General features: G+C 64.7%; 14 protein-coding genes. 9 read left to right on the top strand and 5 right to left on the bottom strand.

Annotated elements, in window-relative coordinates; genetic code table 11:
• The 4 genes from GA0061099_RS33135 to flaF form a co-directional block, all read left to right on the top strand.
• Positions 1 to 534 (top strand): flagellin (locus tag GA0061099_RS33135; RefSeq protein ID WP_276327053.1); only part of this gene is annotated, 534 nt, incomplete at its 5' end.
• Between the two features lie 329 nt (positions 535 to 863).
• The gene (locus GA0061099_RS33130) at positions 864 to 3,143 is read left to right on the top strand and encodes a DUF1522 domain-containing protein (protein WP_074448251.1); all 2,280 of its coding nucleotides are present in this window, start codon (positions 864 to 866) and stop codon (positions 3,141 to 3,143) included.
• A 220-nt stretch (positions 3,144 to 3,363) separates the two neighbouring features.
• Complete coding sequence (locus GA0061099_RS33125; RefSeq protein ID WP_074448250.1) at positions 3,364 to 5,658, top strand: DUF1522 domain-containing protein; 2,295 nt, start codon at positions 3,364 to 3,366, stop codon at positions 5,656 to 5,658.
• Between the two features lie 294 nt (positions 5,659 to 5,952).
• Positions 5,953 to 6,321 carry a flagellar biosynthesis regulator FlaF gene (gene flaF, locus GA0061099_RS33120; RefSeq protein WP_018642830.1) on the top strand — a complete coding sequence of 123 codons (369 nt, stop codon included), beginning with the start codon at positions 5,953 to 5,955 and terminating at the stop codon, positions 6,319 to 6,321.
• A gap of 157 nt (positions 6,322 to 6,478) precedes the next feature.
• Here the strand turns inward: flaF and GA0061099_RS33115 are convergent, their stop codons facing one another.
• The 4 genes from GA0061099_RS33115 to GA0061099_RS33100 form a co-directional block, all read right to left on the bottom strand.
• Complete coding sequence (locus GA0061099_RS33115; RefSeq protein WP_036027927.1) at positions 6,479 to 6,838, bottom strand: hypothetical protein; 360 nt, start codon at positions 6,836 to 6,838, stop codon at positions 6,479 to 6,481.
• 158 nt (positions 6,839 to 6,996) lie between these two features.
• Positions 6,997 to 7,494: a hypothetical protein gene (locus GA0061099_RS33110; RefSeq protein WP_036027926.1), complete on the bottom strand. Its 498-nt coding sequence runs from the start codon at positions 7,492 to 7,494 to the stop codon at positions 6,997 to 6,999.
• Between the two features lie 11 nt (positions 7,495 to 7,505).
• Positions 7,506 to 7,874, bottom strand: coding sequence for a flagellar assembly peptidoglycan hydrolase FlgJ (flgJ, locus tag GA0061099_RS33105; protein ID WP_036027925.1), 369 nt, complete (start codon positions 7,872 to 7,874; stop codon positions 7,506 to 7,508).
• Positions 7,874 to 8,998 (bottom strand): flagellar basal body P-ring protein FlgI, encoded by a 1,125-nt coding sequence (locus tag GA0061099_RS33100; RefSeq protein WP_036027924.1) that lies wholly within the window; start codon positions 8,996 to 8,998, stop codon positions 7,874 to 7,876. Before GA0061099_RS33100 ends, flgJ begins: the two co-directional genes overlap by 1 nt.
• 283 nt (positions 8,999 to 9,281) lie before the next feature.
• Between GA0061099_RS33100 and GA0061099_RS33095 the strand changes: the two genes are divergently transcribed.
• Positions 9,282 to 9,695 carry a flagellar assembly protein FliX gene (locus GA0061099_RS33095; protein WP_036027923.1) on the top strand — a complete coding sequence of 138 codons (414 nt, stop codon included), beginning with the start codon at positions 9,282 to 9,284 and terminating at the stop codon, positions 9,693 to 9,695.
• 12 nt (positions 9,696 to 9,707) lie between these two features.
• Here GA0061099_RS33095 and GA0061099_RS33090 read toward each other — a convergent pair whose 3' ends face one another.
• The gene (locus GA0061099_RS33090; RefSeq protein ID WP_025037390.1) at positions 9,708 to 10,079 is read right to left on the bottom strand and encodes a winged helix-turn-helix transcriptional regulator; all 372 of its coding nucleotides are present in this window, start codon (positions 10,077 to 10,079) and stop codon (positions 9,708 to 9,710) included.
• A gap of 163 nt (positions 10,080 to 10,242) precedes the next feature.
• On the opposite strand from GA0061099_RS33090, the gene GA0061099_RS33085 reads away from it, so the two are divergent.
• The 4 genes from GA0061099_RS33085 to GA0061099_RS33065 all read left to right on the top strand — a co-directional run bounded on the left by GA0061099_RS33085 (position 10,243) and on the right by GA0061099_RS33065 (position 13,784).
• Positions 10,243 to 10,854 (top strand): NAD(P)-dependent oxidoreductase, encoded by a 612-nt coding sequence (locus GA0061099_RS33085; protein ID WP_036013109.1) that lies wholly within the window; start codon positions 10,243 to 10,245, stop codon positions 10,852 to 10,854.
• A gap of 217 nt (positions 10,855 to 11,071) precedes the next feature.
• The gene (gene dksA / locus GA0061099_RS33080) at positions 11,072 to 11,437 is read left to right on the top strand and encodes an RNA polymerase-binding protein DksA (protein ID WP_085966600.1); all 366 of its coding nucleotides are present in this window, start codon (positions 11,072 to 11,074) and stop codon (positions 11,435 to 11,437) included.
• A 456-nt stretch (positions 11,438 to 11,893) separates the two neighbouring features.
• Entirely contained in the window at positions 11,894 to 12,922 is a 1,029-nt protein-coding gene (locus tag GA0061099_RS33070) for an SDR family oxidoreductase (RefSeq protein ID WP_036027922.1), read from the top strand.
• A gap of 82 nt (positions 12,923 to 13,004) precedes the next feature.
• Complete coding sequence (locus GA0061099_RS33065; protein ID WP_036027921.1) at positions 13,005 to 13,784, top strand: 2-keto-4-pentenoate hydratase; 780 nt, start codon at positions 13,005 to 13,007, stop codon at positions 13,782 to 13,784.
• The last annotated feature ends 118 nt before the right edge of the window (positions 13,785 to 13,902 follow it).

Genomic DNA, 13,902 nt, shown 5'->3' with positions numbered 1-13,902 from the left:
AGCCCCGTCCAGGACGTCGTCGCGCAGACCTCGCGTGCCAACCTGGTGTCTCAGTTCAACAACATCCTGAACCAGATCGACACGACCGCGCAGGACTCCTCGTTCAACGGCGTCAACCTCTTGAACGGCGACCAGCTCAAGCTGGTGTTCGACGAGACTGGCAAGTCGAGCCTCAGCATCACCGGCGTGACCTACAACTCCAAGGGTCTGGGCCTCGCCTCGCTGACCAGCGGTGTCGACTTCATCGACAACGCTGCCACCAACAAGGTGCTGACCAACCTCAACGCCGCCTCGAGCACGCTGCGCTCGCAGGCCTCGAGCCTCGGCTCGAACCTGACGATTGTGCAGGTCCGTCAGGACTTCAACAAGAACCTGATCAACGTGCTGCAGACCGGCTCGTCCAACCTGACCCTGGCCGACACCAATGTTGAGGCGGCCAACAGCCAGGCGCTGTCGACCCGTCAGTCGATCGCGGTCTCCGCGCTGTCGCTGGCCAACCAGTCGCAGCAGAGCGTGCTGCAGCTGCTCCGCTAAGTCGCGGACGACATCGCAAGACGATTACGGCGGCGGGGCTTCGGCCCCGCCGCTTTCTTTTTGCGCACTGTTCGGAGATTTCGAGAGAGCAGGCGCCGCTCGAAAAAGTAACCAGCGGTTATGGTTAATGGATCGTAGTCGCCAGGAATTGCCAATGATTTCAGATGGATTGCGCGCCGTGCGCGCACGGTCCGCCCGCTTATGGTGAACCGGCGCTTATGCGGGCTTCATGCGTTTCACCCTTTGTTAGCCATGTCACGGCACGCTGGCCCCGTCACTCGATCCGGAAGCGATCGAACGAAGACGCGTAAGCCAGAAGGGTAAGAGTCATGTCCAGTATTGTTCTCTCTGCGTCGGTTCGTCAGAACCTGCTCTCTCTCCAGTCCACCGCCGATCTTCTCGCCACCACACAGAACCGTCTGTCGACCGGCAAGAGCGTCAACTCGGCCCTGGACAATCCCACCAACTTCTTCACGGCCCAGTCGCTCGACAACCGCGCCAGCGACATCAACAATCTGCTCGATGGCATCGCCAACGGCGTGCAGGTGCTGCAGGCTGCCAACACCGGCCTGACCTCGCTGCAGAAGCTGATCGACTGTGCGAAGTCGATTGCCAACCAGGCGCTGCAGACCACGGTCGGTTATTCCACCAAGTCGAACGTTTCGGCCACGATCTCCGGTGCGACGGCGGCGGACCTGCGTGGCACGACTTCGTTCGCCAGCGCGACGGCGAGCAGCAACGTGGTGTATAGCGGTGCGGCCGGCGGCACCACGGCGGCGACCGGCACGAGCACGCTCGGCGCCACCATCGGCGTCTTCGCCAGCACGGGCGCAACGGCTGGTGACGGCACCACGGCGCTGGGCGGCACCATGACCCTGCTCGCCACCAACGGCACGACCGCGACCGGCCTCGCCGGCAACGCCCAGCCTGCCGACGGCGACACGCTGACCGTGAACGGCAAGACCATCACCTTCCGCAGCGGCTCGGCTCCGGGTGCGTCCTGCGTTCCGGCCGGCTCGGGCGTCAGCGGCAACATCGTCACCGACGGCAATGGCAACAGCACCGTCTATCTCGGCACCGCCGGCACTCCGGCCGCGACCGTCAACGACCTGTTGAGCGCGATCGATCTCGCCAGCGGCGTCAAGACGGTCTCGATCACCTCGGGTGCGGCGACGATCGCCACGAGCAACGGCCAGACCGCTTCGACCGTCGCTGCGGGCGCCGTCACGCTGAGGAGCTCGACAGGTGCGGATCTGAGCGTCACCGGCAAGGCCGACCTGCTCAAGGCTCTCGCCCTGACGACGTCGACGGGTGCAGGCAACGCTACTGTCAACGTCAACCGGACCACGAGCGCGGCCTCGCTGGGTGCGACGATCACCGACGGTTCGACGTTGAACGTCAACGGTAAAGTCATCACCTTCAAGAATGCGCCGATCCCGGGCTCGACCGGTGCGCCGAGCATTCCGACCGGCTATGGTGCGAACGGTAACGTCCTCACCGACGGCGCCGGCAACTCGACGGTCTATCTGCAGGGCGGCACGCTCAACGACGTCTTGAAGGCGATCGACCTTGCCACCGGCGTGCAGACCGCGACCATCAGCGCCGCCGGCGTTGCCACGCTTGCGACGGCCACCGGCCAGTCCAACTCGACGATCAATACGTCCGGTCAGCTCAAGATCTCGACCGGCGTCAACGCTGATCTGTCGATCACCGGCACCGGCAATGCGCTGAACGTGTTCGGCCTCGCCGGCAACACCGGTAATGCGACCGCGTTCACCGCGGCACGCACCTCCGGTATCGGCGGCATCGCCGGCAAGACCCTGACCTTCACCTCCTTCAACGGCGGCACGGCGGTCAACGTCACCTTCGGCGACGGCACCAACGGCACGGTCAAGACGCTCGATCAGCTCAACACCAAGCTGCAGGCCAACAATCTGGCTGCGACGATCGACGCCAACGGCCTGCTGACGATCTCGACCACCAACGACTACGCGTCCTCGACCATCGGTTCGAGCGCCGCGGGTGGTGCGATCGGCGGCACGCTCACCTCGGCCCTGACCTTCTCGACCGCTTCCACGCCCGTCCAGGATGGCGTTGCCCAGACGGCGCGTGCCAATCTGGTGACTCAGTTCAACAATATCCTCAACCAGATCGACACCACCGCGCAGGACTCCTCGTTCAACGGCGTCAACCTCTTGAACGGCGACCAGCTCAAGCTGGTGTTCGACGAGACCGCCAAGTCGAGCCTGAACATCACGGGCGTGACCTACAATTCCAAGGGTCTCGGCCTCGCCTCGCTGACGGTCGGCGTCGACTTCATCGACAACGCCGCCGCCAACCGGGTGCTGACCAACCTCAACGCCGCCTCGAGCACGCTCCGCTCGCAGGCCTCGAGCCTCGGCTCGAACCTCTCGGTGGTGCAGATCCGTCAGGACTTCAACAAGAACCTGATCAACGTGCTGCAGACCGGCTCGTCCAACCTGACCTTGGCCGACACCAACGTCGAGGCGGCCAACAGCCAGGCACTGTCGACCCGGCAGTCGATCGCGGTCTCGGCGCTGTCGCTGGCCAACACGTCGCAGCAGAGCGTGCTGCAGCTGCTCCGCTAACAAGCGGCTGAAATCACTGACTAAAATCGAGCGGCGGGGCCTTGGCTCCGCCGCTTTTTCTTTGCGTCCGGGGGCGGGCAGGGGCGTTCATCGGCGGTTAACCCTATCCCTTAAACCGCCGTTAACCATACTTTAAAGGACACCTCCTAAAACTGGACAAAAGGTCGGCTTTCCAGTCCGCGCGGCCGATTCGTATCCGGTTCAAGAGGAAGACTCGCCAATGTCCAACATCGTTCTCTCGGCGTCAGTTCGCCAGAACCTGTTGTCGCTGCAGTCGACGGCCGACTTGCTGGCCACGACGCAGGAGCGGCTGTCGACCGGCAAGAAGGTCAACACGGCGCTCGACAATCCCACCAACTTCTTCACGGCGCAGGGGCTGGACAACCGGGCGAGCGACATCAGCAACCTGCTCGACGGCATCAATAACGGCGTCCAGGTGTTGCAGGCCGCCAACACAGGCATCACCTCGCTGCAGAAACTGATCGACAGCGCCAAGTCGATCGCCAACCAGGCGCTGCAGACCACGGTCGGCTATTCCACCAAGTCGAACGTCTCCACCACGATTCCCGGCGCGACCCCGGCCGACCTGCGCGGCACGACCTCCTATGCGAGTGCGACCGCGAAGAGCAACGTGCTCTATACCGGCGCGGCCGGCGGCGTGACCCCGGTCACGGGAACTGCCGCACTCGGCGCCTCGCTCGGCTCGACCGCCGGCACCTTCACCGGCACGGCCGCGCTCGCCGCCGACGGCACCACCGCGCTGTCCGGCACGGCGACGCTGGTCGGCACCACGGCATCGACCACCTTCGGCACGCCGCCCGCGGACGGCGACACCATCACGGTGAACGGCAAGACCATCACGTTCCGCACCGGCGCTGCTCCGAGCGCCCAGCCGACCGGCTGGGGCCTCGACGCCAGCGGGCACATCGCCACCGATGGCAACGGCAATTCAATCATTTATCAGGGAACGGCGGCGGCGCCCCTAGCGACCGTCAACGACGTCCTCACCGCCATCGACCTCGCCAGCGGCGTCAAGACCGCAACCATCAGCGCAGGCGCGGCGACATTCGCGGTCAGCGGCTCGGCCGGCCCTGTCGGCACGCTTCAGGTAGCATCGTCCATCTCGGGTGGTGGCGCGGTGACGCTGAAGAGTTCGACCGGCGCCGATCTGAGCGTGACGGGCAAGGCCGACTTCCTCAAAGCACTCGGCCTGACGTCCGCGACCGGCGCGGGCAACGCGAACGTGACCGCGAACCGCTCGACGACCGCGGGTTCGCTCGGCACCCTGGTCCAGGACGGCTCGACGCTGAACATCGGCGGCAAGACCATCACCTTCAAGAACGCGCAGACGCCGCAATCGACAGCGAGCGTGGCCACCGGCTATGGCGTCAGCGGCAACGTCGTCACAGACGGCAACGGTAACTCGACGGTCTACATCCAGAGCGCGACGCTGACCGATCTGCTTAACGCGGTCGACCTCGCCACCGGCGTCAAGACCGCCAGCATCTTCAACGGCGCGGCAACCATCTCGACCACCGCGGGCCAGATCCCGTCGTCGGTCAACAGCAGCGGTCAGCTTGCGCTCTCGACCGGCATCAATGCCGACCTGTCGATCACCGGCACCGGCAATGCGCTCAGCGCCTTCGGCCTCAGCGGCAACACGGGAACGGCGACGGCCTTCACCGCGGCGCGCACCTCCGGCATCGGCGGCATCAGCGGCAAGACCCTGACCTTCACCTCCTTCAACGGCGGCACGCCTGTCAACGTCACCTTCGGCGACGGCACCAACGGCACCGTCAAGACGCTTGACCAACTCAACGCGCAGCTTCAGGCCAATCACCTGACGGCCACGATCGATGCCAACGGCGTGCTCACGGTGACCACCGTCAATGAATACGCCTCTTCGACGCTCGGCTCGACGATCGCGGGCGGCGCGGTCGGCGGCACGATCACCGGCGTTCTCGCCTTCACCACCGCGCAGCCGCCGGTCCAGGATCCCGTGGCGCAGACCGCGCGCTCCAACCTGGTCAACCAGTTCAACAACATTCTGGCCCAGATCGACACGACCTCGCAGGACTCCTCCTTCAACGGCGTCAACCTGCTCAATGGCGACACGCTGAAGCTGGTCTTCAACGAGACCGGCAGCTCCACGCTGAGCATCAACGGCGTGGTGTTCAATGCGGCGGGCCTCGGTCTCAGCAATCTCGTCAACGGCGTCGATTTCATCGACAACGGTGCCACCAACAGGGTGCTGGCCAGCCTGAACGCGGCCTCGAGCACGTTGCGTTCGCAAGGCTCCACGCTCGGTTCGAACCTGTCGATCGTGCAGGTGCGTCAGGACTTCTCCAAGAACCTGATCAACGTGCTGCAGACCGGCTCAGCCAACCTGACGCTTGCCGACACCAATGAGGAAGCGGCGAACAGCCAGGCGCTGTCGACGCGCCAGTCGATCGCGGTCTCCGCGCTGTCGCTGGCCAACCAGTCGCAACAGAGCGTGCTGCAGCTGCTCCGCTAATTCCGCAGCGCAACTTCGCTATTCGAGATTACGCGGCGGAGCTGATGCTCCGCCGTTCTTTTGAGGAAGATCGCTAAGACGAGATTAGCCGAGATCGACGCGCATCACGCCAGGCGAGTTTACATCGTGCGTGCGTAGATCTAGCGTTGCGCTGACGAAGGACTCCGTGCCCCGTAATTCTGCGGAGTACTTCCAAGCACGATACGTAAGCAAATCTTAAGCGGTGCTGCCTAGGGTTGGGAAAGAAATCCTTAAGCGCGTACAACGCGCTAGGTAACCTCCAGGGTGTGATTGATGTCGAATTCCGCTGCCTCGGCTTATGCGCGTGTTGCAACCACCACCGCATCTCCTCGCGACATCGAGGCGCAGACTCTGCTCAAGGCCGCCAACAAGCTCCAGGACGCGGTGAACAACGCCGATCCGCTCAGCGAGCAGACCATGCAGGCCCTGATGTTCAACCGCAAGCTCTGGACCATCTTCCTGAGCGAGGCGATGCGCGACAGCAATCCGCAGCCGATCGACGTCCGGCAGAAGATCGCCAACATCAGCGTGTTCGTGTTGAGCCAGACCGCCGCGCTGCAGATGAGCCCGCAGTTCGATCACTTCCGTCCGCTGATCGAGATCAACCGCAATATCGCGGCAGGGCTGTCCGGACGGCCGTGACGGAATTCGTGATGGTCGCATCACGAGCACATCGGCGAAACTCGCAATTTAGGCAGGAGCTGATCGCGGCCAGTGGTCTTGCCTCGGCACGCGAACTCCGCGCTGACCGATGACGGCCAGACGCAGAGCAGAAACATCGGCATCGATCGCGTGATCGTTAGGCGCTGAGATCCGTGCTGAGCGGACGCGAGGGCTCGGACTTCATGTCCAGTGCGTGGAAATAGGCACGCCGGCGGAGCATCGCCTCGTCAGGGAACTGGTTCACCACCGTGTCGGTCTTGTCGTTGACGACCTGAAAGACGAAGGACGCGGCCGCCTGGTCGAACACGACCTGGCGCGAGATGTTCTCGTGGTTCGGCAAATCATTGCGCACCGGCGCGCTCGTATCGCTCGCGGCGACCGTTTGCCTCACCGGAAGATCAGTTTGCACAGCCTCGTTCGCCGCCGAATTCGACGTCGGTACGATCTGCACGGGGGCCGGGATCCCCACCGGCCTGATGCTGAAATCTGTACTCATGGCAGCCTCCTGGTTGCCTTACGTGAGTCAAATCCCAACCCCTCTAATCACGCAAGCATGGAACACCAGGACTGAACACCCGGTAAGGAAACGTGCCTAACCGCGCGACGCCATCGCCGCGCGGTTTTTCCTAAAATTGTCGGTTGTTCTCGTGCTGCTCAGAGCGAGCGGCTGACCGCAAGCGGCGTGATATGGCGCGGACCTGGCGCTGCGCTGCGCCCGGCGGCGGTATAGGTGTTCGGCACGTTGCGCTTCTGGATCTCGGCGTTGACGCCGCGCACGACGCTTTCGGAAACCGCGTGCGCGGTCGCGAGCACGGTGAGATTGACCTGGAGCATCGCGCGGAACGCATCGTGGTGGCGATGCAGCGTCGAGAGCAGCTCCGGCGCGGACTTCGCGAGCTGGTCCTGGTTTGCCTTCAGCTGGCCGACTGCGCTGACGTAGCTGCGCGACAATTCCTGCTTCTTGCCCTCGAGCGTCATCGCCTCGCGGACCTTGCCGGCGCGGACGAGCTCTGTCTCGCGCTCGATCAATCCGAGCAGGGCGCTCATCGCGTCCATTAGGCCTTCGGCGAGCTTGCGCGCCTCGCTGCTGACGGGCGCGCTGCCCGGGCGCTGGCCCTGCATCGGCTGACGTGAGGCGTTGAAATGGTTCATCTCGTTTGACCTTATGCCGTGCGGATCGTTTTCGCCTGCTGCAGGATGAGGGTACGGTAGACGTCGCTGGCGATGCCGACGCCGCCGGCCTGGGCGAAGTTCTTGGAATATTGCTCGGTCAGCATCGAGCGCCATACGCCGGTGCCGGGCGTGTCGCCGAACGGACCTTCGCCTTTCAGGCCCGAGGTCATCTGCGCGAACATGCTGTTGAGGAACATTGCCTCGAAGTCGGTGGCAGTCTTCTGCGCCTTGGCCTGTTGCTGCGGCGAGACCTTTTGCAGCGCGGCGGCGAGCTCGAAGTCCGGCCGGCCGTTCCGGCTCTCGACCGAGAAGGCCGAATTGGTGGCGAGGCGAGGGGGGTTGATCGCGGTGGTCTGCATCACATCACCTCGATGTCGGCTTCGATGGCGCCGGCAGCCTTGATCGCCTGGAGGATGCTGATCATGTCGCGGGGGCCGATGCCGAGGCCGTTGAGGCCGTCGACGAGCTGCTGGAGCGAGACGCCGTCCTTGACGAGCGCCAGCTTCTTGCCGTCCTCGGTGACGGTGACGCTGCTGCGCGGCGCGACCACGGTGCGGCCGCGTGACAGCGGATTGGGCTGGCTCACTTGCGGGCTCTCGGAGATGGTGACCGTGAGGTTGCCCTGCGCCACCGCGACGGTGGCGACGCGGACGTCGCGGCCCATCACGATGATGCCGCTGCGTTCGTCGATGACGATCTTGGCGGCGAGATCAGGGTCGACCTGGAGCTGCTCGATCTCGGTGAGGAAAGCGACGACGTTGCCCTTGAACTCGGGCGGGATCGACAGCTGCACCGTCGAGGGATCGATCGGCTCGGCGGTCTTGACGCCGAGATAGTCGTTGATCGCGGCCGCGATGCGCTTGGCCGTCGTGAAGTCGGGGTTGCGCAGCGCCAGGCGGACGTTCGGCAGCCGGTTGAGCGCGAACTCGATCTCGCGCTCGATGATGGCGCCGTTGGCGATGCGTCCCACCGTTGGCACGCCGCGCACGATCTTGGCCGCCTCGCCCTCGGCCTGGAAGCCGGAGATCGCGAGCGAGCCCTGCGCCACCGCATAGACGTTGCCGTCGGCGCCGAGCAGGGGGGTGACCAGCAGGGTGCCGCCCTGGAGGTTCTTGGCGTCGCCGAGCGCGGACACCGTGACGTCCATGCGCGTGCCCTGAGTGGCGAAGGCCGGCAGGTTGCCCGTGACCATGACGGCGGCGACGTTGCCGGTGCGGATGGTGGCGCCGCGGATGTTGACGCCCATGCGCTCGAGCATCGCCTGCAGCGACTGCTTGGTGAAGGGGATGTTGTTGAGCGTGTCGCCGGTGCCGTTGAGGCCGACGACGAGGCCATAACCGATGAGCTGGTTCTGCCGCACGCCCTCGATATTGGCGAGGTCCTTGATGCGCGAGGTCGCCGCCGCCGAGGTGACCGACAGCGCCAGCGCCGACAGCGCGGCGCAGGCCAACCCAACAATCCTCACCCAACGAACGCCTGGCATCTCTGCTCCCCAAGGCCCCTAGAAAGGGCTCCTCAAATCGGACAGGACTTGCACGACACTCCCATGACGAGCTGGTCCGGCGCTTTCCTTGCGAGCGCTGTGCCAACGCCTGGTGGCGAGCTAGGTGGCTGAATAGCTTGAATAAATCTGTTGCGTCCGCTGTCAGCACTCGTTCGCCCTGGGGAGCGAAACTGCCGCCTGTCGGCAGATTTTGCCGGGCCGTTTACGCAGCGTTAACCATAAGACAGCGAAGGTGAGGCATCGATCACCCGGATTCTTTCCGATGCGCATCTACGGACCGAACGGTACGACGCTTGGCACGCCGGCCAGCCAGGCCAAGCGGACGGGCTCCGGCAGTTTCGTGCTGCCCGACACCTCATCGGCGCAGGAGACGCGGAGCGCTGCCGCACCGAAGGCGGCCGCCAACATCGATGCGCTGCTAGCGTTGCAGGGTGTCGAGGAGGATCCGGTCGAGCGCCGCAAGCGCTCGGTCGCCCGCGGCAGGACTGCGCTCGACGTGCTCGACGATCTCAAGATGGGCCTGTTGTCCGGCAATCTCGACGCCTCGACCGTGATGCGGCTGCGTGATGCGGCGGCCCACCTGAAATCGTCCTCGGGCGATGCCGGTCTCGATGCGGTGCTCTCCGAGATCGAGCTGCGGGTCGAGGTCGAACTGGCGAAGGCCGGGCAGGCGTAGTCACGGAGGCTCTTACGCCGCTTCCTCCTTCAACTGCGCATCATAGCGGCGCTGGGCGGCGAGCACGTCTTTCAGATTTTGCTCGGCCCAATCGCGTAAGGGATCCACAGCCGCCGCCAGTGTCAGGCCGAGCTGGGTGATCGAATATTCCACCGTCACTGGCACGGTCGCGATGGCGCGGCGCCTGATCAGGCCGTCGCGTTCGAGCGACTTAAGCACCTGGCTCAGCATCTTCTGCGAGATGCCTTCAATCGTGCGGCGCAATTGATTGAAGCGCATCGGCTCCTCGCGCAGGAGCAAGAGGATCAGCACCGCCCATTTGTCGCCGACGCGATCGAGGATTTGGCGGGTGGGGCAGTTCGCTGCGTAGACGTCGGGTTTCATCGTCGGTTCTCGGAAATCCATACCGTTGCTTGGCATCCGCGTGCCGGTTGTACGCGATCAGTTACCTCAGCGTAATCAGGTAAGCACAAAGTGCTCTCTTAACACCAGCATTCTTTGCGATATCTAGTCTCTGTCAGTTACCATAGAAGCAAAGGAGCCTTCCATGAAAATCGCAGTCGCCGGTGCCTCGGGCCGGGCTGGGTCGGAGATCACCAGGGAACTGTCCCGCCGCGGCCACACGGTCACGGCCATCGCCCGGAACCCGGAAAAGATTGCGGCCCTGCCGAACGTCACGCCAACCAAGGGGGATGTGCTCGACCAGGCGGGCCTCGCCAAGCTGTGGGCCGGTCACGACGTCGCCGTGAGTTCCGTGCACTTCCTGGCCAGTGATCCGCTCAAGCTGATCGGTGCGGCGAAGGACTCCAAGGTCGGTCGCTACCTCGTGGTGGGCGGCGCCGGGAGCCTCGAGGTTGCCCCGGGCGTGAAGCTGGTCACGACTCCCAATTTTCCGGCCCAATACAAGGCCGAAGCGGAGGCGGGCTCGGCCTTCCTGGACCTGCTGCGGCAGGAAAAGGACCTGAACTGGACCTTCATCTCGCCCTCGGCGCTGTTCGAGGAGGGGGAGCGCACCGGCAAGTTCCGGCTCGGGACCGACCAGCTTCTCGCAGATGCGAACGGCAAGAGCTGGATCACCTTCGCCGACTACGCCATTGCGCTCGCCGACGAGATCGAAAAGCCGGCCCACCTGAAGCAGCGCTTCACGGTCGGCTATTAAGGGCGGCCAGCTGCCTCCAAGCCCTCAAGGATAAACCTTCCTGTGCAAGGGCTTGGGGGCGCGGATCGGGCGGTGAGGGAAATATTGTCTGTCACGGGAGGCCACTATATAAGGCCCGGCTCAACGGACCCCGGTCCGTCCGCGAGTCGTTGCTTAAGAAGATAGGCCTCCCTTGGAAAAGTTGAAAAACTACCGACCGACCGACAAAGAGCCTTTCATGAACGACCGGCAGAAGGAGTACTTCCGTTTGAAGCTCCTCGCCTGGAAGGATGAGATCCTCAAAGAATCCAAGCTCACCCTGCAGGCTCTGCAGGAGGAGAACGTGAACCACCCCGATCTCGCCGATCGGGCCTCGTCCGAAACCGACCGTGCCATCGAACTCCGCGCCCGCGACCGCCAGCGCAAATTGATCGCCAAGATCGATGCCGCGCTCCAGCGTATCGAGGACAACACCTACGGCTATTGCGAGGAAACCGGCGAGCCGATCTCGTTGAAGCGGCTCGAGGCCCGGCCCATCGCGACGCTCTCGGTGGAAGCGCAGGAGCGCCACGAGAAACGCGAGAAGGTCTATCGCGACGAATAAGGTCCGAGCCGCAGAGATGCGGCTCTTTGTTTTTGGACGCAGGGCGCCATTTCGCGCCATGCTCCGCATATTGCCCATAGCTTGCCGTCGCGCCCACCATGGCGACAGCGCGATCGCGAAAGGTGAATCGCGATCAACGGGCTAGACCGGATTGCTCCGAGCTCACGTGAGTTCGGATGAGAAACAGCCTTCACTTCAGGTGCGGGAGATTTTGCGAGTCGCATCAACGAGATCGACTCTGAAGTTGAGACGCTGATCCAGCTGCATCAAGCATCGCTGCAATCAGGCCTGCTGCGACGTCTCGAGACGGGCATTCCCATAAAGCCTGGACCAGCTCAATATTTCCTTAAACGCCGGCAGCAGGCCGTACGCCGATCGAGCGCCGCAAAGGCGCCAACACGAAGCGCGCCGTTCTTCAGCGCTAACAGAGTCTCCAGCTTGCGGGGAACGTGGGTCATGAGCACTGTTCTGGTCACCGGCGGGTCGGGCTTCGTCGGCATCCATGTCGTCCTGCAACTTCTGGCCGCCGGCCATGCCGTGCGGACGACGGTGCGCCGGCCAGAGCGCCAGGCCGATGTGCTCGCCATGCTGCGCGAGGGCGAGGCGGCGACGCCCGAGAGCGTGGCCTTCGTCGCCGCCGATCTGACCCGGGACGACGGCTGGGCGGCGGCGGTCGCGGGCTGCGACTACGTTCTCCATGTGGCGTCCCCGCTCTCGACCACCGTCCCCACGGACGAGAACGAGATGATCATCCCCGCCCGCGACGGAACGATCCGGGTGCTCCGGGCCGCGCGCGCGGCCGGTGTCAAGAGAGTCGTCATCACCTCGTCGCTGGGCGCGATCGGCTATGGCCATCCGCCGCGCGACAAGCCGTTCGATGAGACCGAATGGACCAATCTCGCCGGTGTCGACGGCCAACCCTACGTCAAGTCCAAGACGCTGGCCGAGCGGGCGGCTTGGGATTTCGTCGCGGGCGAGGGGAATGGGCTGGAGCTGTCGGTGATCAACCCTGCCGGTATTTTCGGGCCGGTGCTGGGGCCGGACTTTTCCGGCTCGATCGAGATCGTCAGATCTCTGCTCGACGGTGCCATGCCGGCGGTGCCGCGGGTCTATTTCGGCGTGGTCGACGTCCGCGACGTCGCCGAGCTGCATCTGCGGGCGATGATTGCTCCGGAGGCGAAGGGCGAGCGTTTCATCGCGGTCTCCGGCGAGACGATGTCGATCCTCGACATCGCCCGCGTGCTGCGGCGGGAACTCGGGCCCCGGGCGCGCCGGGTTCCGCGGCTCCAGGCGCCGGACTGGCTGGTGCGGCTGGCCGCCCGCCGGATTCCGCTGCTGCGTGCGGTCGTGCCGATGCTCGGAATGATCAGGCATTCCACCAGCGCCAAGGCCAAGTCGCTGCTCGGCTGGCAGGCGCGCTCCAATGAGGAGGCGATCCTTGCGACCGCCGAGAGCCTGATCCGGCTCGGCCTCGTCAAGGGGTGAGGGCATGCCGCCCGCGCTTGTCAGGCCGGAGCGGGGATGCTGAAGTGCCGCCTTGGACTGCGTAGCGTGGGAGGCGGCGCCGATGGACAAGATTCTCGAAGCCGCAAAGGCGATCGCGCTGGCGCGCCGCAACCACGCCCCGCTCGCGGCGCTGGAGCGCCCCCCTGCGGACGAAGCCGAGGGCTATCAGGTCCAGCGCACCCTGCACGATTTGCTGCTGCCGCATGTCGGTCCGCTCGTCGGCTACAAGATCGGCTGCACCAGCCAGGTGATGCAGGACTATATCGGCATCCCGCACCCTTGCGGCGGCGGCGTGTTCCAGAAGGGCGTCCATGACAACGGCGCCAAGCTCGCCGCCTCCAATTATGTCCGGGTCGGGGTCGAATGCGAGATCGCGGTGCGGCTGAAGCGGGACCTTGCCGCCGGCGAAGCGCCGTTCACGGCCGAATGGGTCGGCGAGGCGGTCGAGTCCTATCATCCGGCGATCGAGATCGTCGACGACCGCTACGTGAAATGGGAGACGATGGGCGCGCCGACCCTGATCGCCGACGATTTCTTCGCCGCCGGCTGCGTGCTGGGTCCCTCGGTCCCGCGCTCGTCGGTGCCGGACCTCAAGGCGGTCAAGGGCCGCGCCATCGTCAACGGCGAGGAGGTCAGCCACGGCACCGGTGCGGACGTGCTCGGCCATCCCCACAACGCGCTCGCCTGGCTCGCCAACCATCTCGCCGCCGAAGGCAAGGGGCTGCACGCCGGGCAGCTCGTGCTCACCGGCAGCCTGGTGAAGACGCTGTGGCTGAAGGCCGGCGACAAGGTGCGGATGGAGCTGGACGGGCTCGGCGTGGTGGAGGCGGAGTTTACGTGAGCGGCATTGGTCCTCTCCGCAGTCATTCCCCGCGAAGGCGGGGAATCCGGTACGTCGCGCCTTCGCCAAGGCTTCGGCGGACAAGTCGCTGCGCTCGCAATGACGGAGTGTGTTGTCG

The sequence above is a fragment of the Bradyrhizobium yuanmingense genome (assembly GCF_900094575.1).
Taxonomy (GTDB): domain Bacteria; phylum Pseudomonadota; class Alphaproteobacteria; order Rhizobiales; family Xanthobacteraceae; genus Bradyrhizobium; species Bradyrhizobium yuanmingense.
Note: the sequence above shows the minus strand (reverse complement) of the source record. Positions and strands in the feature narration are given on the sequence as shown.

Bases quoted from the DNA above. Each gene is read 5' to 3' on its own strand.
- GA0061099_RS33130 (WP_074448251.1), top strand. From the start codon at position 864: ATGTCCAGTATTGTTCTCTCTGCGTCGGTTCGTCAGAACCTGCTCTCT.
- GA0061099_RS33125 (WP_074448250.1), top strand. From the start codon at position 3,364: ATGTCCAACATCGTTCTCTCGGCGTCAGTTCGCCAGAACCTGTTGTCG.
- flaF (WP_018642830.1), top strand. From the start codon at position 5,953: ATGTCGAATTCCGCTGCCTCGGCTTATGCGCGTGTTGCAACCACCACC.
- GA0061099_RS33115 (WP_036027927.1), bottom strand. From the start codon at position 6,838: ATGAGTACAGATTTCAGCATCAGGCCGGTGGGGATCCCGGCCCCCGTG.
- GA0061099_RS33110 (WP_036027926.1), bottom strand. From the start codon at position 7,494: ATGAACCATTTCAACGCCTCACGTCAGCCGATGCAGGGCCAGCGCCCG.
- flgJ (WP_036027925.1), bottom strand. From the start codon at position 7,874: ATGCAGACCACCGCGATCAACCCCCCTCGCCTCGCCACCAATTCGGCC.
- GA0061099_RS33100 (WP_036027924.1), bottom strand. From the start codon at position 8,998: ATGCCAGGCGTTCGTTGGGTGAGGATTGTTGGGTTGGCCTGCGCCGCG.
- GA0061099_RS33095 (WP_036027923.1), top strand. From the start codon at position 9,282: ATGCGCATCTACGGACCGAACGGTACGACGCTTGGCACGCCGGCCAGC.
- GA0061099_RS33090 (WP_025037390.1), bottom strand. From the start codon at position 10,079: ATGAAACCCGACGTCTACGCAGCGAACTGCCCCACCCGCCAAATCCTC.
- GA0061099_RS33085 (WP_036013109.1), top strand. From the start codon at position 10,243: ATGAAAATCGCAGTCGCCGGTGCCTCGGGCCGGGCTGGGTCGGAGATC.
- dksA (WP_085966600.1), top strand. From the start codon at position 11,072: ATGAACGACCGGCAGAAGGAGTACTTCCGTTTGAAGCTCCTCGCCTGG.
- GA0061099_RS33070 (WP_036027922.1), top strand. From the start codon at position 11,894: ATGAGCACTGTTCTGGTCACCGGCGGGTCGGGCTTCGTCGGCATCCAT.
- GA0061099_RS33065 (WP_036027921.1), top strand. From the start codon at position 13,005: ATGGACAAGATTCTCGAAGCCGCAAAGGCGATCGCGCTGGCGCGCCGC.